This is a genomic window from Sulfurospirillum sp. SCADC, assembly GCF_000743525.1.
GTDB lineage: Bacteria > Campylobacterota > Campylobacteria > Campylobacterales > Sulfurospirillaceae > Sulfurospirillum.
Genome location: NZ_JQGK01000002.1, coordinates 15,069 through 30,743 on the forward strand (window position 1 = coordinate 15,069; position 15,675 = coordinate 30,743).

Annotated in this window: 17 protein-coding genes and 1 pseudogene; 11 read left to right on the forward strand and 7 right to left on the reverse strand. The window is 43.8% G+C overall.

Translation table 11 applies throughout. The annotated features are described in order from the left end of the window. A complete protein-coding gene (gene rpoD / locus JU57_RS01560; protein ID WP_037956138.1) occupies positions 1-1,857 on the reverse strand; it encodes an RNA polymerase sigma factor RpoD in 1,857 nt (618 codons plus the stop codon). Positions 1,858-2,031: 174 nt separating this feature from the next. Here rpoD and JU57_RS01565 point away from each other — a divergent pair, with 174 nt between their 5' ends. The 5 genes from JU57_RS01565 to JU57_RS01580 are packed head-to-tail and all read left to right on the forward strand — an operon-like array spanning position 2,032 to position 4,829. Further along, positions 2,032-2,835, forward strand: coding sequence for a flagellar hook-basal body protein (locus tag JU57_RS01565; RefSeq protein ID WP_037956139.1), 804 nt, complete (start codon positions 2,032-2,034; stop codon positions 2,833-2,835). 18 nt (positions 2,836-2,853) lie between these two features. Then, positions 2,854-3,642 (forward strand): flagellar basal-body rod protein FlgG, encoded by a 789-nt coding sequence (gene flgG, locus JU57_RS01570; RefSeq protein ID WP_037956141.1) that lies wholly within the window; start codon positions 2,854-2,856, stop codon positions 3,640-3,642. A 6-nt stretch (positions 3,643-3,648) separates the two neighbouring features. Then, positions 3,649-3,819 carry a hypothetical protein gene (locus JU57_RS13940; protein ID WP_294875163.1) on the forward strand — a complete coding sequence of 57 codons (171 nt, stop codon included), beginning with the start codon at positions 3,649-3,651 and terminating at the stop codon, positions 3,817-3,819. A 22-nt stretch (positions 3,820-3,841) separates the two neighbouring features. Continuing rightward, positions 3,842-4,516: an AzlC family ABC transporter permease gene (locus JU57_RS01575; RefSeq protein ID WP_037956143.1), complete on the forward strand. Its 675-nt coding sequence runs from the start codon at positions 3,842-3,844 to the stop codon at positions 4,514-4,516. Continuing rightward, complete coding sequence (locus JU57_RS01580; protein ID WP_037956145.1) at positions 4,506-4,829, forward strand: AzlD domain-containing protein; 324 nt, start codon at positions 4,506-4,508, stop codon at positions 4,827-4,829. Before JU57_RS01575 ends, JU57_RS01580 begins: the two co-directional genes overlap by 11 nt. Here JU57_RS01580 and JU57_RS01585 read toward each other — a convergent pair. The 6 genes and pseudogenes from JU57_RS01585 to JU57_RS01610 all read right to left on the reverse strand — a co-directional run. Next, on the reverse strand, positions 4,826-5,167 hold the full coding sequence (locus tag JU57_RS01585) for a zinc ribbon domain-containing protein YjdM (protein ID WP_294875379.1): 342 nt from the start codon (positions 5,165-5,167) through the stop codon (positions 4,826-4,828). The genes JU57_RS01580 and JU57_RS01585 overlap by 4 nt on opposite strands. 185 nt (positions 5,168-5,352) lie before the next feature. Then, positions 5,353-5,835: a hypothetical protein gene (locus tag JU57_RS01590; RefSeq protein WP_037956149.1), complete on the reverse strand. Its 483-nt coding sequence runs from the start codon at positions 5,833-5,835 to the stop codon at positions 5,353-5,355. Between the two features lie 102 nt (positions 5,836-5,937). Then, positions 5,938-7,392, reverse strand: a complete 1,455-nt coding sequence (gene prpD, locus JU57_RS01595) for a 2-methylcitrate dehydratase (protein ID WP_037956152.1) — start codon at positions 7,390-7,392, stop codon at positions 5,938-5,940. Between the two features lie 13 nt (positions 7,393-7,405). After that, positions 7,406-8,533, reverse strand: coding sequence for a 2-methylcitrate synthase (gene prpC, locus JU57_RS01600; RefSeq protein WP_037956153.1), 1,128 nt, complete (start codon positions 8,531-8,533; stop codon positions 7,406-7,408). A 122-nt stretch (positions 8,534-8,655) separates the two neighbouring features. Beyond that, positions 8,656-9,543: a methylisocitrate lyase gene (prpB, locus tag JU57_RS01605; protein WP_037956155.1), complete on the reverse strand. Its 888-nt coding sequence runs from the start codon at positions 9,541-9,543 to the stop codon at positions 8,656-8,658. Further along, positions 9,540-11,477: pseudogene (locus JU57_RS01610) on the reverse strand (propionyl-CoA synthetase); the annotation flags it as partial. The gene prpB and the pseudogene JU57_RS01610, both read right to left, overlap by 4 nt. A gap of 131 nt (positions 11,478-11,608) precedes the next feature. Here JU57_RS01610 and JU57_RS01615 point away from each other — a divergent pair. The 6 genes from JU57_RS01615 to JU57_RS01645 all read left to right on the forward strand — a co-directional run bounded on the left by JU57_RS01615 (position 11,609) and on the right by JU57_RS01645 (position 15,674). Then, the gene (locus JU57_RS01615) at positions 11,609-12,559 is read left to right on the forward strand and encodes a hypothetical protein (RefSeq protein WP_037956158.1); all 951 of its coding nucleotides are present in this window, start codon (positions 11,609-11,611) and stop codon (positions 12,557-12,559) included. A gap of 90 nt (positions 12,560-12,649) precedes the next feature. Next, on the forward strand, positions 12,650-13,066 hold the full coding sequence (locus JU57_RS01620; RefSeq protein ID WP_037956160.1) for a DUF1924 domain-containing protein: 417 nt from the start codon (positions 12,650-12,652) through the stop codon (positions 13,064-13,066). A 9-nt stretch (positions 13,067-13,075) separates the two neighbouring features. Further along, entirely contained in the window at positions 13,076-13,531 is a 456-nt protein-coding gene (locus tag JU57_RS01625) for a diheme cytochrome c (RefSeq protein WP_037956162.1), read from the forward strand. After that, positions 13,528-14,631 carry a cytochrome b/b6 domain-containing protein gene (locus JU57_RS13945; protein ID WP_294875176.1) on the forward strand — a complete coding sequence of 368 codons (1,104 nt, stop codon included), beginning with the start codon at positions 13,528-13,530 and terminating at the stop codon, positions 14,629-14,631. The genes JU57_RS01625 and JU57_RS13945 overlap by 4 nt, the downstream gene beginning before the upstream one ends. Continuing rightward, on the forward strand, positions 14,632-15,006 hold the full coding sequence (locus JU57_RS01640; RefSeq protein WP_037956164.1) for a Spy/CpxP family protein refolding chaperone: 375 nt from the start codon (positions 14,632-14,634) through the stop codon (positions 15,004-15,006). It abuts the gene before it with no gap. Then, entirely contained in the window at positions 15,003-15,674 is a 672-nt protein-coding gene (locus JU57_RS01645) for a response regulator transcription factor (RefSeq protein WP_037956166.1), read from the forward strand. Before JU57_RS01640 ends, JU57_RS01645 begins: the two co-directional genes overlap by 4 nt. Position 15,675 lies beyond the last annotated feature (1 nt).

The following is a 15,675-nucleotide window of genomic DNA, read 5'->3' on the forward strand; positions in this document are numbered from 1 at the left end:
CTAGCTCTCAATATAGTTTTTAAGTTTACGTCCAACTTTTGGATGTTTGAGCTTTTTAATCGCAGAACTCTCGATCTGACGGACACGCTCACGCGTAACGTTGAGCTCTTTACCGATCTCTTCAAGCGTTCTATCACTCTCATCGTGCATCAAACCAAAACGCATACGGATAACCGCTTTCTCTCGGTCATTGAGTTGGTCGAGTACTTCATCGATCTGGTCTTTTAGGTCAGATTTCAAGATGTGATCGATTGGGGCGATGGAGCTTTTATCTTCAACGAAATCGCCAAATTTACCATCGTCTTCGTTACCAATAGGCGCTTCCAATGAAATAGGCTCTTTGGTAATTTTAATAACGTTTTTGACTTTATCGGCACTTAATCCAACTTCGAGTGCAATGGTCTCGATGTCAGGCTCTTTTCCCTCTTCTTGGAGGTGTTTACGAATGATCTTATTGATACGGTTGATCGTCTCGATCATGTGGATCGGAATACGAATCGTACGGGCTTGATCGGCAATGGCACGTGAAATCGCTTGTCTGATCCACCATGTGGCGTAGGTTGAAAATTTGTAGCCTTTTTTGTACTCAAATTTATCGACCGCTTTCATCAAACCGATGTTGCCTTCTTGAATCAAGTCTAAGAATGGTAAACCCCTGTTGGTGTAACGTTTCGCGATGGAGACAACCAGACGTAAGTTTGATTTTGCCATACGGGTTTTAGACTCATCGGCAATTTTTTTACCCCGTTTGATCTGTTCTAGAACCTCTTTGAGTTTTTCAGGATCAAGATCAAACCCTTGTTTACTTGCTTCCTTGGTTTGGAAAAGCTTTTTGATCTCCATGTAGGTCGAAACCATCGTCGCTTCAGGAACCATCGTCGTGATGTCTTCTTTGGTCAGATCAACGATATTGGTTAAAAGTTTGACGTGATTTTCTCTAAGCGTGTCGTTAAAAAGGGGCAAACGGTACTCTAAGCGTTTAAGCTCTTTGTCGAACTCAAAGTCACTTTTAAGCGCAGTTTCCATCGATTTGACAAGCTCGTTAATCAACTTACTTGTCGGTCCTAGATCCATCAATGCGTCTTTAAGCAGTTTCTTTTTGTACGCAAGTCCTAGATCGTAGTTCATCATCTCTTCAGCATCATCCAAATTCTCTTCAGGTGGTCTGGTCAGACTTTTGAGCCAATCTTTTTTTGCTTTCTCGAGTGACTTAAAGCTTTCGATGACTTTTTCCGTTCGTGTGTTATCTTTTTTGGAGAAGGTTTTTTTCTCTTCACCTTCTTCGCCGTCTTCTTCATCGAACTCTTCATCATCATCGCCATCGTCGTTGTCATCTTCAAAGGTCTTAAAAAGCTCTTTGACACGACGTTCGCGGTTAATGAGCGCTTCTTTATAGTCGAGAATAAAGTCGATAAGATACGGAACAGAACAGAACGCATCGATGATGATGTCTTCACCAAATTCGATTTTTTTGCTGATGTCGATCTCTTCATCTTTGGTCAAAAGCGAGATTTGTCCCATTTCACGAAGGTACATTCGTACAGGACTATCGCTGCGAGACCACTCTAAAAGCTCTTTTTCACTGGCAAGATCAAACTCTTCTTCTAAGGCATCATCTTTAATTTTTTGGCGCTCTTCTTCGCGTCTTCGCGCTTCTTCTTTGTTGCGCATTTTGGCAATTTCAGCCGAAGAAATGAGGGTAACTTTGTATTTTTCTAAAAGGCTCATCAGTTTTTTGACGTTTGCAGGGGTAGGTGGCTTTACAAAAAGATCCATGACATTTTCGTAAGTGACGTATGCTTTTTCGTTTTCTGCAAAAAGTTCTTCTAATGCGGTATAGAGTTCTTTTGAAGCCATAAGTGTGACTCTCCTTGAGTAAGGTGTATGGAGGTGGAAATTTCTTGTTTTCTTTAAATAAAAGATGTGGATTATACCGAGTTTTCTTTTAAATGACGTTAAAAAATTATTTTGGCAAAGTGGAACGGGAGTTGCTTCAAGTGAGGAAAGATTTTAAAAACAGCGGGAAAAACAATGCAAAGTAGCTACTACAGCGTTACTGGAGCGATGGTCACTCAGTTTAATAAACTCGATCTCATCTCCAATAACCTTGCCAATTTAAATACCACCGCCTTCAAAAGAGACGATGTCGTTGTTGGAGATTTTAAACGTATTTTTCAAGAATACAAAGAAGAGATGCCTATCAAAGATAACACCAAAGAGGCGAGCAAGTTTATGAATGCCGTGGGTGTCAGGGTACCTCAGGTGGTTGAAGAGTATGTCAAATACCAACAAGGTGGCATTAAACGAACGGGAAATGCTCTAGATCTTGCGCTCAAGCGTGAAGATGCTTTTTTCATGGTCGAAACCCCCAATGGTATTCGCCTAACCCAAAATGGCGCTTTTACACTCAACTCAAAGGGCATTTTAACGACCAAAGAGGGCTATCCCGTTTTGCCTTCTACCTATTTTCAAAATCAGCAGTACATCACCATTCCGGATGATGGAGAGTTTAGAGTCGATAAGGCGGGTGGCGTTTACAACCGGGATGATCAAATAGGCAATTTGATGATCGTTCAAAGTGATGACATTAAATCATTGCTCAAAGAGGGTGCGAGTTTTTATACCTTTAAAAGCACCGATGAGTTAACGCAACTGGAAGATGGAAATCTGATAGAACAAGGGTTTTTAGAGACCAGCAATATCAATCCAGTCACCGAAATGGTTGGACTCATTGAGTCAAATCGGATGGTGGAAATGTACCAAAAAGTGATGAAAGCGCACATGAACGATCTCAATTCAGAAGCCATCTCAAAACTTGCCTCGACCAAAGCCTAAAAAAGTAAGGAATAACGCATGATACGATCACTTTACACAGCCGCAACGGGTATGATCGCGCAACAAACGCAGATCGATACCACCACCAATAACATTTCAAACGTTAATACGATTGGCTACAAAAAACAACGCGCTGAGTTTGCAGACTTGATGTACCAAACCATGACTTATGCAGGAACATCAACCAGTGGAACATCGACTTCACCTACGGGTATTGAAATCGGTCTAGGTGTACGCCCCACAGCGATTGCAAAGCAATTTACACAAGGTAACTTTAAAGAGACCGGTAACTCATTGGATATGGCGATTACGGGCAATGGCTTTTTTCAAATTGAACTTCCTGATGGAACAACGGGTTATACCAGAAATGGTTCGTTTAAACTCGATGCCGATGGAAATATCGTCAACAGCGATGGTTACCAGCTGATCCCCAACATTGTTATTCCTGAGGATGCGACAGAGATTAATATTAGCGTTGATGGTATTGTCTCCGTACTACAATCAGGACAAACTGCTACGACTGAAATTGGTCAGATTGAGCTCGCAAACTTCATCAACCCAGCAGGTCTTCACTCTTTAGGCGATAATAATTATATCAATACAGATGCTTCAGGCGATCCTATCTTAGACAATCCTGGACTTAATGGCATAGGACAAGTCAGACAACAATTTGTTGAGATGAGTAACGTCGAGCTTGTGGAAGAGATGACCGATCTTATCATCGGGCAAAGGGCGTATGAGGCGAACTCAAAAGCCATTACGACCAGTGATGAGATGCTTCAAACCGTCAACGCACTCAAATCATAAGCTACTATGCTTATTTTGATACCATTTTTGATCGTGATCGCGCTGATTGTCGCGATCGATCAACTCTATTTTAGCGATGTAACACCCAAAGAGACTGCCTCCAAAAAAGAGATGCCTCAAAAATCAAGTGATGCCAACGCAACCCAGAAGTATTTAGATCGTTATATCAAAAAATAACCTTTACATGTAAAGAAGAGATATGAACTTTTTGTCTATTTTTAAACTCACAATTCCTGTGATGATGGGCTACATTCCGCTTGGTATGGCGTTTGGTCTGCTGCTTTCTAAGCTTCTCATTCCGTGGTATTACGCTTTTTTTATGAGTGCTTTTATCTTCGCGGGTTCGGGTCAGTTTTTGGTTCTCACGCTTTTTGCCTCGCAAGCAACGATTTTAGAGATAGGCATCGCCACCTTTTTACTGAACCTTCGCCATACGTTTTACGGACTTTCGATGATTTCGACCTTTAAAAACTTTTCGTGGAAGAAGCACTATCTCATTTTTGGACTGACCGATGAGACGTTTGCGCTCTTGAAAACCACCGAAGTGCCTGAAGCGAATCGTGAGAGGGCGTACCTGCTGATTACCTTTTTAAATCAATGTTATTGGATCGTCGGCAGTGTGGTGGGCGCCATGCTGGGTAACATTTTGCCGTTTAATTACGAAGGCATTGAGTTCTCCTTAACCGCTCTTTTCGTGGTGCTCTCCATTGAGCTCTATAAGAAAAACAGACTGCATAAACCTTTTTTTGTAGCACTGCTCATCGGGTTGTTTGGGATGATTTTATTTCCACCGCAAAAGATGCTGATTTTATCGCTGTGCGCTGCGGCATTTGTGTTGATCGTTTTTAAGAGGAGTATGGAAAATGGAAAGTAGTTACATCATCGGAAGTATCGCTGTTGCGGCAATTTTGACCTATGTAACGCGTATCATCCCGTTTTTACTTTTTCGTACCCGTGAGCCTTCACCTTTGATTAAATATATTGAGCTCAATATGCCGCTCATGATTATGGTCATTTTGGTCTTTTACGCGCTGAAAGATGTGAAGTGGGAACGTTATCCGTATGGCTTAGCAGAAATTATCGGAGTGTGTGTTGCGGTTCTTTTACATGTAAAGTTTAAAAACGCTCTTTTGAGCATTTTTGCCGCAACACTGGTGTATATGATTTTAATTCAAAAAATACTTTAGGCTTTTTTCACAAACTCTGATTTGAGCCCCATCGCGCCAATGCCATCGACTTTACAATCCAAATTATGATCGCTCTCGTAATTTAAACGGATGTTTTTAACTTTGGTGCCACCTTTGATGACCGCAGAAGAGCCTTTGAGTTTGAGATCTTTGATGAGCACAACTGTGTCGCCATCGCTAAGGATAGCACCATGTGCATCTTTAATAACCGCCGCACTCTCTTCGTTTGCAGTGCCATTTTGAGACCACTCGTGGGCACATTCAGGGCAGATAATCATCTCGCCATCTTCGTAGGTATATTCACAGTTACATTTTGGACAAGCAGGTAATTGCATGATATTCTCTCTTAATGATTTCTTTTTAGTATGCCAAAACTCGTCTCAAAAAGAGATTAGAGTTTTTACAAAACTTAATTTGCAAGAAGTAAAAGCACCAAGGGTGCGTGGGCTTTCTGCCGAAGAAAACCTAGTGTTAACGTAGCTTTTAAAGCTTTGCTTTAAAAGCGTGTTGTAGAGTAACTCTATTAGTGTTTTAAGATACGGGGAAATTCGCGGTCTCGTTCATAGCGTTTCATCTTCTCTTCGTAACGATCAATCGCACTTTGCATATCGCGGGCAAATTCGTAGTCGATAATATAATCTTTTTGGTTTACATGTAAAGTTTGCATCCCTTGCAATGCCGCGTCATACAGCAAGGCTTCTTTGATCGTTTCGGCATTTCCATTGGTCAGACGACGAATATCATGACCCAAACCCGTCACCCACAAATCCATAAACTCAACCCGAAATGGCAAGACTTTGCCCCACGTACGCTCTACTAAAACGGCATTTTTCAATGAAAATTCATAAAATAAAATAGCGTCTCGATCCGTGTCATAAACAGCGACAATCTGTTCAGGTACGGGCTGAAGCGCAGGGTTCATGGTTGCTAAATTGACCTCTTTTGGGGCACAGCCACTGAACATCACGGTTGCAAACAGAAGGAGAGTCGTTATAAGAGTACGCATAAAAAATCCTTACATGTAAAAACGAGATATGCTATTGTACAGTAGAAATGTTAATAAGACTTTGGGAAGAAGAAACCCCTTAAAAAAGAGGCTTCATAAGATTTAAAGTGCAAAGAGATCGCTAAATTCGTTGAAATTCATCGCTTCTAAATAGGCTTGATTTTCACATACTTTTTCTATGGTTGCACACTGTTTGGGGCCGAGTCTTCCTGCGAGGTTGTGTTTGAATTTTGAGATCAAAAGTGGTATGCCCTCGACGCGTCTTCTCTTATGTCCGATGGGGTACTCAATTTCGACTTTCTCGCTTTTGGTGCCATCTTTGTAGAAGATTTGCACGGCATTGGCGATGGAGCGTTTATCCGCTTCTAAGTACTCTTTGGTGTAGCGCGCATCGACAATGACTTCCATTTTATCGCGAAGAGCATCGACACGAGGATCGCTTGCATAGGCATCTTCATAATGTTCAGCAATTAAGTTTCCATGAATGAGTGGAATTGCCACCATGTACTGAATGCAGTGGTCACGATCGGCTGGGTTGGCAAGAGGACCGACTTTGTTGATAATACGGTGCCCTGACTCTTGGGTGGTAATGACGATTTTTTCAACCAAATCCAGTTTGTCTTTGACTTCGTCATGCAATTTTACGGCACACTCAACCGCTGTTTGGGCATGAAATTCGGCTGGGAAGCTGATTTTGAATAGTACTTGCTCCATCACATAGCTTCCAAAAGGTTGAGGAATGGTCAGTTTCTTACCGCCCATTTTGACATCTTCGTAACCCCAAAATTTTGCACTGAGCGCTGAGGGGTAACCCATCTCGCCAGCAAGTGCTTTAAGGGCAAGATTCACACCACGACTGCTGGCATCGCCTGCCGCCCATGATTTACGAGAACCAGTGTTTGGCGCATGACGATAACACCGAAGTGCTCCGCCATCGATCCATGCGTTTGAGACGGCATTTCTGATCTCCTCAAAAGTACCTCCAAGCATCGCAGTAGCCACCGCCGTGGACGCTACCCGTACCAAAAGCACGTGATCCATACCTTCTTTGTTAAAGCAGTTTTCAAGCGCTAAAATACCTTGAATTTCATGCGCTTTGATCATCGCCGTTAAAATGTCTTTCACTTTTAGGGGCGCTTTTCCCTCGCTGATATTGCGACGGCTGATGTAATCACCCACCGCCCAAATAGCACCCAAGTTATCGCTTGGATGTCCCCATTCCGCTGCTAACCATGTGTCATTAAAATCAAGCCATCGCACCATCGCACCGACGTTAAAGGCGGCACGCTCAGGATCGAGTTGATACGAAGTCCCTGGCACTTTTGCACCCAAATAAGGCATGCAAGCACCTGGAACGACTGGACCTAACAGTTTAGTGCATTGGGGAAATTTTAAGCTCAAAAGCCCACATCCTAGGGTGTCCATCAAACTGTAACGTGCTGTCTCATAGGCATCATCACTTTGGATGACAAACTGCGAAGCATAGCGTGCAATGTCGGTTAAAAGTGGGTCAAACTCGGGTCGCTTGGTATCTAAAATACCCATATCTGTACTCATGGTGTTCCTTTATTTATCGGTTTTTGATGTCAACATAGGCTCGATTCTCGGGGCCTATGTACTCTGAATTGGGGCGAATGAGTTTATTGTCGCCGCGTTGTTCGACCACGTGCGCTGCCCAACCTGCGGTTCGGCTCATAACAAATATCGGCGTAAAGTACGCTGTGGGAATGCCCATAAAATGGTAGGTTGACGCGCTGTAAAAATCGAGATTTGGAAAGAGTTTTTTCTCATCCCACATGATTTTTTCAATGACCTCTGAAATAGGAAAGATGTTTGTATTGCCCACATCGTCTGCGAGTTTGCGTGACCACTCTTTGATGACGATGTTGCGTGGGTCGTTGCTCACATAAACACGGTGCCCAAAGCCCATGATTTTGGCTCTGTTTTCTAATTTTTCATAAATACCACGCGTTGCTTCATGCACCGATTTATATTCTGAAATGAGTTCCATCGCCGCTTCATTCGCCCCTCCATGCAAAGGCCCTCGAAGCACACCAATCGCTGCGGTGATCGCGGAGTAAATGTCGGAGAGTGTGGACGCTCCAATGCGTGCTGCAAAGGTTGAAGCGTTAAATTCATGCTCCGCGTAGAGAATCAAAGAGACGTGCATTGCTTTGATCCACAGCTCACTGGGTTGTTTGTTGTGGAGTTTTTCTAAGAAATAGCCACCGATCGTATCTTGAAAACTGGTTGTATCGAGCTCTTTTCCGTTCACATGGTAATGATGCCAGTACAACAAGATGGAAGGGAAAATGCCCATCAAACGGGTAATCTTCGCATCCTGATCTTTAAAATCATCGGCTTCGGGTTCCAAACATCCCAGTGTTGAACAGCCGGTACGCATGATGTCCATCGGATGGGCATTTTTAGGCAGTGTGCGAAGAACCACTTTGAGTGCTTCTGGTAATGCACGCGCTTTAATGAGCTCTTTTTTATAGGTTTCAAGCTCGCTTTGTGTGGGTAAAACGCCTTTGGTTAAAAGGTAGGAGACCTCTTCAAAGGTTGCATTTTTCGCAAGATCATAGATGTCATAGCCTCGGTAATTCAGACCATGCCCCGTTCCTACGGTACAAATAGCAGAACGACCTGCGACAACGCCTGCGAGTCCACCCGTTTTTTTTGTCTCTTTTGCTTCCATAGTCTTTTCCTTTTTCATTTTTATTCTCACACGGGAAAGAAGCAAAGCTCCTTTCCCTACGTTAGCCACTGGGGCGCTGAAGCTTGCCAACGGTGTTGGCAGAAATGTTTACATGTAAACGATTATTTTTGATCTTTACATGTAAACAAAGCGTCAATCTTCTCTTCAAAAGCGTGGTAGTTCAACATGTCGTAAAGCTCTGTGCGCGTTTGCATGAGTGGAATCGAATTTTTCTGACTGCCATTTTTCAAGATGTCTTTAAAGACGGTTAATGCGGCTTGATTCATTGCGCGAAAACCTGAGAGTGGATAGAGCACCATGGCGATACCAACGGACTCTAACTCTTTACATGTAAAGTAGGGTGTTTGCCCAAATTCGGTGATGTTGGCAAGCACAGGTACTTTGATAATTTTGGTAAATTGTTTGTACTCTTCGAGGGTATGAATGGCTTCGGCAAAGATCATGTCAGCACCTGCTTCTACGTACGCTTGAGCCCTCTCAAGTGCGGCTGCTTGTCCTTCCATCGCGTGTGCATCGGTGCGCGCCATCACCACAAACTCGTCATCGATTTTGCCATCCATCGCAGCTTTGATGCGATCAACCATCTCTTCTTTACTGACGAGTTCTTTATTGGGGCGATGACCGCAGCGTTTTTGTGCCACTTGATCTTCGATGTGACATGCCGCAGCCCCAGCACGGGTCAGCTCTTTGATGGTGCGAGCGATGTTAAACGCTCCACCCCAACCTGTATCGGCATCAACCAAAAGTGGCAATGAGCTCGCACTCGTGATGCGTCTGACGTCAATGCAGACATCTTCTAGGTTCGTCATACCTAGATCGGGAAGTCCGATGCTCGCATTGGCAACACCTGCACCGCTAAGGTAAAGGGCTTTATACCCCACACGTTCTGCTTGCATCGCACTGTAGGCGTTGATGACACCGACGATTTGAAGTGGATGATTTTCTTTAACGGCTTTTCTAAACTGTGCACCTGCGCTTTTAATACTCATTTTTTTCCTTTTTTAGGGATGGGGTATCCCAGTTTTCCGATGGATATTTGAATTTCTGCTAACACGCTCTCATCTTCAATGGTAGAAGGTATACTCCACTCTTTGCCATCTGCAATGGATCGCATGGTGGCTCTGAGTATTTTGCCACTGCGTGTTTTTGGCAATTTTTCGATGACGGTTGCTAGCTTAAGTGCTGCGACCGCACCGATCTCTTCACGCACCAACTGCACCACACCATCGGCGATGGAACGGTGATCGCGCTCGATGCTATCTTTGAGGACGACAAATGCCATCGGTACTTCGCCTTTAAGCTCATCATCCACACCAATCACCGCACATTCTGCGACATCGGGATGTTTGGAGATGACCTCTTCCATTTCACCCGTAGAGAGACGGTGTCCTGCGACGTTGATAACGCCATCCATCCTGCCCATAACCCACACATAGCCATCTTCATCAACGTAACCGCTATCGCCTGTAAGGTAGTAGCCTGGGTAAAAGCTGAGGTAAGACTTTTTATAACGCGTGTCATCCGACCAAATGCTCATCAAGCATGAAGGCGGAAGGGGGAGTTTCAGAACCAAATTGCCCAATTGACTTGGTTTGCACTCATTGCCTTGCTCATCAAGCACTTTGAGGTTAAAGCCCGGCATCGGTTTGGTGGGAGAGCCTGCTTTAATCGGCATCGGATCAAGTCCCATAGGATTGGCGGCAATCGCCCAACCGGTTTCGGTTTGCCACCAGTGATCAATGGCGGGTTTTTGGGTAATTTTGGTGATCCACTCTAGTGTATCGCTATCACAACGCTCGCCTGCGAGGAAGATGCTTTTAAGGGCACTGAGGTCGTATTTCTTCACCCATTCGCCTTGGCTATCTTCCTTTTTGATCGCACGAAATGCGGTGGGGGCGGCAAAGAGAATGTTGACTTTATACTCACTGCATACTCTCCAAAAGGCTCCAGGATTGGGTGTTCGTACCGGCTTTCCCTCATAAACGACGGTCGTGCAGCCGTTCATCAAAGGTCCGTAGACGATGTACGAGTGTCCTACCACCCAACCCACATCACTCGCTGCCCAAAAGACATCACCCGGTTTGGCGTTGTAGACATTGTCCATTGACCATTTCATCGCAACCGAGTGTCCGCCATTGCTTCGTATAACGCCTTTGGGTTTGCCTGTGGTTCCTGACGTGTAGAGAATGTAAAGTGGGTCGGTCGCATCAACCGGTACGCACTCGACCAAGCCTGCTTTTTCCTCTTCGACTTCCCAGTCGATGTCACGCCATGGAAGCATATTGGCGCGCTCTTGCGGACGTTGCCAGATAAGGCAGGTGGTGGGTTTATGCGTGGATTGTTTGATCGCTTCATCAAGGAGCGGTTTGTATTTGATGAGTTTACTGATTTCGATACCGCACGAAGCACTAATGATGACGCGAGGCTTCGCATCGTCGATGCGCGTGGCGAGCTCGTGGGCGGCAAATCCACCAAAGACCACGGAGTGAATCGCTCCAATGCGTGCACATGCCAGCATCGCAATGACCGCTTCGGGAATCATTGGCATGTAGATAACAACACGATCTCCTTTCACCACACCTTTGTTCACAAGAATGGAAGCGGTTTTAGAGACTCTTTGGCGAAGCTCTCTATAGGTATAGGTCTTTTTGGTGTCTGTAACAGGTGAGTCATAGATAATCGCCAGTTGCTCACCTCTGCCATTGTCAATGTGCAAATCCAGCGCATTGTAACAGCTGTTCATGCACCCGCCAACAAACCATCGGTAATGGTTGTCAACGACATCTAAGACTTTGTCCCATTGGTGGTACCAATGCACTTTCGTCGCCGCTTGTGCCCAAAATTTTTCTGGGTTCTCAATGGACTCTTTATACGTTGACTCATACTTCAATGACACTGACATCTCCTGTAGTACAAATTTTGAACAATTATATAACGACTTAAGGTTTAATTCAGTGTACTAGTTTTGATTTTTTAAGACAATTTTCAGACATAGATGCTAGACTCGTACAGTTTTCATACATAATGTATTAAAAAAGTACTAAGGTGAGCTCCATGTACGATAATGCCATCGAGAAAATTGTTGCGATTTACAATCGCTCGGGTCTTAGCATCTCTAAGTTTGCCTCCATCATCAACAAAGATCGCAGAACCTTGACTTCGTGGATCGACAAACTGGTCACCAAAGAGCCGTCTGCTGAGGTAAAAACCTCCATCTCGAAGTTCTTTCGCTATCCACCGACTATTTGGGAGAGTGAGTGTAACGGGGTTGATTTTGAAGATATGTTGGAGCATATTCCCAAAGATGAGATACGCATTATCGATCAAGGCTATGAGGGCGGACTTCGGTACATTTTAGACAAAGAGGCGCAAGATCGCTTTGTGATTCATCCGCAGTTTCCTGGACCTGCGTATCGGGATAAAGTGGTTCCAACTCCCTATAAACGGGTTATTTCCGCTGAAGCGGTGGCGCTTAAAAAATTGCGCTATGAGCAGATTTCAAACTATGCGTTTGAGTCCACCGAGTGGTACTCCATCGAATCACTGTTGCGTTTTGCCTTTTCGCACATAGGCAATTTTTACACAAAGAGTGAAAAGATCCAAATCTTAGAGCTGATGCACGACACCTTTTATGACAATTACAACAAAAGTCTCTACTTTTTTGACTCGCATTCGACGAAAATCTATGGGATGGATACGGCGTACATCTCCATCAACGTCAAGCAAAATTTTATGTTTTTCAAAATGCCGATTGACTCACTCATCGTTGAGATTCAAAACAAAAAGCTGATCTACCGTATGCACCGCTACTTCACCTCCGCGTCCCAAGCGCCAAGCCACATCATTCGCACCGATGCGGCTAAGATTTTACGCATCATTAAAGGCGCGATCGTTTCCGATAAAACGCTCATTGATTGCTACTATGACATCGAAAAGCAGACCCCGTATGGAGCACTGTTTCTCAACAATATCTCACCGTTTGAGCCACGAGCGGATCAGCCGTAAATCTTTACATGTAAAGAAAGTGTAAAGGAAACGTCAACCCTAAATTGACACTGTTATCCTAAGATTTCAGTATCAATTTAGGAGTTAACTATGAAAAAAACACTCTGTTTTATACTACTGACACTGACATTACTCAATGCCAAAGCGTTTAATGCTCCCATGCAAACCTACATGAACGAATTAAGCGCGGAAGCAAAGGCTGCAAACCCTAACTTTACGGGCTTTGATGCCAAGCGTGGGGAGGCAATCTTTGTTTCCAAACATACGGGCAAAAAAGGAACGCAGATGAGTTGCACCACGTGTCATACAACTAATCTCAAAAACGGTGGGCAAAATGTCAATACCAACAAGCCTATCACCGCTCTTGCACCTTCGGCAAATCCTGCACGACTTACCGATGTTGCTGAGGTCGAAAAGTGGTTGAGACGTAATTTTAACGATGTGTTTGCGCGTGAAGGTAGTGCGCTTGAAAAAGGTGATGTTTTAACGTACATCATTAACCAATAAGGAGATACGATGAAAAAATTACTCTTAATCACAGCACTTGGACTGAACTTCGCCTTTGCAAGCAGTGTTGCGCCTTCCGATAATGCACAGTATCAAAAAGAGTGTGCGAGTTGCCATTTTGGTTACCAGCCCGCTCTTTTAAACAAAGCTTCGTGGGAAAAAGTGATGGGAAATCTCAGCGATCACTTTGGCACCGACGCCTCTTTAGGGAAGGTTGAAAGCGAGCAGATTTTGAATTATCTTCTCACGAATGCAGGAAGCGGTAAGATTACTGCAAACAACAGCACGATGCAGATCACAAAATCGCCTTATTTTATCAAAGAGCATCGCAAAATTCCTGCAAAATTGATTGAGCAAAAAGAGGTTAGTTCTATCGCGAATTGTCTCGCCTGTCATACCACGGCCGATAAAGGCAACTACAGCGAACGCGCTATCGTAATTCCAAATTACGGGAGATGGGAATGAAAAAAATCTTAGTCTGGGGGCTTTACACCAGAGCCTCCCATGCACTGCTTATGGTGATGATGCTAGCGGTGTTTTTAACACCCGAAGTCAAACGACTCCTTACGTTACATGTAGCGCTAGGGTACACACTCGCATTGCTGTTTTTGTTTAGAATCCTGTGGGGTTTTATGGATGTAAAGTACTCCAAATTTAAAGATTTTAACTTTAATTTGATGGATCTTAAAGCGTATATGCTCTCCATTTTTGGCAACAAGAAAGAGACCATCGGACACAATCCCGCTTCAAGTTATGCCATTATTGCGATGATTGTTCTCACTTTTTTAGCGGTTGGTACAGGTGCATTAGCGTACGGTGTGAAAGAGGGCATGGGCATATTTTCATTTATGAACCACACGCTTTTTCGCGATATGAAGCTCTTTAAAGAGGTGCATGAGTTTTTCTCCAATGTTTTAATGGCGGTGATTTTTGCGCACATTGCAGGCGTTTTACTCGATAAATTGCTCCACAAATCACGCGCTTTAGAGTCGATGGTTGATGGGTATAAACAAGGCGACGAAGAGGGTGTTAAATTGACACTAATTCAAAAAATATTTGGTGTTCTAGCGCTTGGACTTTCCATTTTTGCATTTGTTTATATGCTCGTCGCACCCAATAGTCTTTTAATCGCCGATGGTAACCCAAAAATGGACTATGCCAAAGAGAACAGCGCGTTTTACAAAGAGTGTATCAGTTGCCATACACTCTTTCCTCCTTTTTTACTACCACAAAAATCGTGGGTGAGCATGATGGACACACTGGAAAACCACTTTGGCGATGATGCTTCGCTGGATGAGAAAACGACAGAGTCCATCAAAGCATTTTTAGTGCAAAACAGCGCTGAGTCTTCTACAAAAGAGTCAGCTTTACGCATTCTAGCAAGCTTGGAAAAAGAGAAAACCTATCTTGCTATCACCGAAACGCCTTTTTGGAAAAATCGCCACAAAAAGATCGATAAAGCTGTTTTTGCGCAAAAAGAGATAGGAAAACCATCCAATTGTAAGGCATGCCATGCTAACATTGAAAATGGCTTACTTAACAATCGAGACATTAAAAGGCTTTAAATGAAGTTACTTCTTATCTTTTTACTTGCACTTTCATTGTATGCGAGTGATGGTAAAAAAGAGCATCATCTGAGTAAAGACCTCTCTTCGCTGGAATTGACCTCTGAGCAAAAAGAGGTTGCAAAAGGCATTATTAAGCAGTTTCGAGTCGACATCAAAGCTTTTCGTGAGTTTAAGGAGAAGCTGGAAGATGAAAAAGAGGCTTTAGTGATGCGTGAGGTTTTAAACGAAGAGGATTTGCAAAAAATCAACCAAGCGATCAGCCAAAAAGCCAGCACGATAGAGAGTCGTTTTTTGCTGCAAATGCACAACCTGTTAACCCCCGAACAACGCAAAAAATTTGCACACAACCTTGAAGAGTGGGAAGTCGAATGAGCGAGAAAATTTTACTCATCGAAGATGATTTGGAGATGCTTTCCCTCATCAGCGATTACCTGCAAAATTATGATTTTGACGTCCAAGCTTACGATAAACCCAAAGAGGCTTTGGCACATCTTAAAGCCAATCCAACACACTACAAAGTGGTCATTCTTGATCTGATGCTACCGCAGATGGATGGGTTTGATGTGTGCAAGGAAATCCGCTCAATCAGTGACGCGCATATCATTATCTCCTCAGCTCGCAATGAACTGAGTGATAAAATCTTAGGGTATGGTGTGGGTGCGGATGACTACCTTGCAAAGCCGTATGAACCACGTGAATTGGTGCTAAAAATCAACTCCTTTTTGCGCCGAAATACTCTCTCAAAAAAACGCGTGGGGGATTTTGAAATCGATGAAGCGAAGATGGAAATCTCTTTGGAGGGGTACCGTTTAGATTTGACGAAAATCGAGTTTGACATCTTACTTCTTTTACTCTCCAATCAAGGCAAAGTGTTTTCGCGTGAGGTGCTTTTCAATGCCATAAACGGCATTGGTTACAACTCCAAAGACCGTACGGTGGATATGCACATCAGCAATATTCGCGCCAAAATAGGCGATGATCCGAAAAATCCCAAATACATCATGTCCGTTTGGGGCATCGGCTACAAAATGGTTGGTTAAG

Excerpts from the sequence above, each read along its gene's own strand:
- prpC (WP_037956153.1), bottom strand. The coding sequence starts at position 8,533 with ATGGAAGCAAAAGAGACAAAAAAAACGGGTGGACTCGCAGGCGTTGTC.
- JU57_RS01645 (WP_037956166.1), top strand. The coding sequence starts at position 15,003 with ATGAGCGAGAAAATTTTACTCATCGAAGATGATTTGGAGATGCTTTCC.
- rpoD (WP_037956138.1), bottom strand. The coding sequence starts at position 1,857 with ATGGCTTCAAAAGAACTCTATACCGCATTAGAAGAACTTTTTGCAGAA.
- JU57_RS01575 (WP_037956143.1), top strand. The coding sequence starts at position 3,842 with ATGAACTTTTTGTCTATTTTTAAACTCACAATTCCTGTGATGATGGGC.
- prpB (WP_037956155.1), bottom strand. The coding sequence starts at position 9,543 with ATGAGTATTAAAAGCGCAGGTGCACAGTTTAGAAAAGCCGTTAAAGAA.
- prpD (WP_037956152.1), bottom strand. The coding sequence starts at position 7,392 with ATGAGTACAGATATGGGTATTTTAGATACCAAGCGACCCGAGTTTGAC.
- JU57_RS01590 (WP_037956149.1), bottom strand. The coding sequence starts at position 5,835 with ATGCGTACTCTTATAACGACTCTCCTTCTGTTTGCAACCGTGATGTTC.
- JU57_RS01580 (WP_037956145.1), top strand. The coding sequence starts at position 4,506 with ATGGAAAGTAGTTACATCATCGGAAGTATCGCTGTTGCGGCAATTTTG.
- JU57_RS01620 (WP_037956160.1), top strand. The coding sequence starts at position 12,650 with ATGAAAAAAACACTCTGTTTTATACTACTGACACTGACATTACTCAAT.
- JU57_RS01640 (WP_037956164.1), top strand. The coding sequence starts at position 14,632 with ATGAAGTTACTTCTTATCTTTTTACTTGCACTTTCATTGTATGCGAGT.
- JU57_RS13945 (WP_294875176.1), top strand. The coding sequence starts at position 13,528 with ATGAAAAAAATCTTAGTCTGGGGGCTTTACACCAGAGCCTCCCATGCA.
- JU57_RS01565 (WP_037956139.1), top strand. The coding sequence starts at position 2,032 with ATGCAAAGTAGCTACTACAGCGTTACTGGAGCGATGGTCACTCAGTTT.
- JU57_RS01615 (WP_037956158.1), top strand. The coding sequence starts at position 11,609 with ATGTACGATAATGCCATCGAGAAAATTGTTGCGATTTACAATCGCTCG.
- JU57_RS13940 (WP_294875163.1), top strand. The coding sequence starts at position 3,649 with ATGCTTATTTTGATACCATTTTTGATCGTGATCGCGCTGATTGTCGCG.
- flgG (WP_037956141.1), top strand. The coding sequence starts at position 2,854 with ATGATACGATCACTTTACACAGCCGCAACGGGTATGATCGCGCAACAA.
- JU57_RS01625 (WP_037956162.1), top strand. The coding sequence starts at position 13,076 with ATGAAAAAATTACTCTTAATCACAGCACTTGGACTGAACTTCGCCTTT.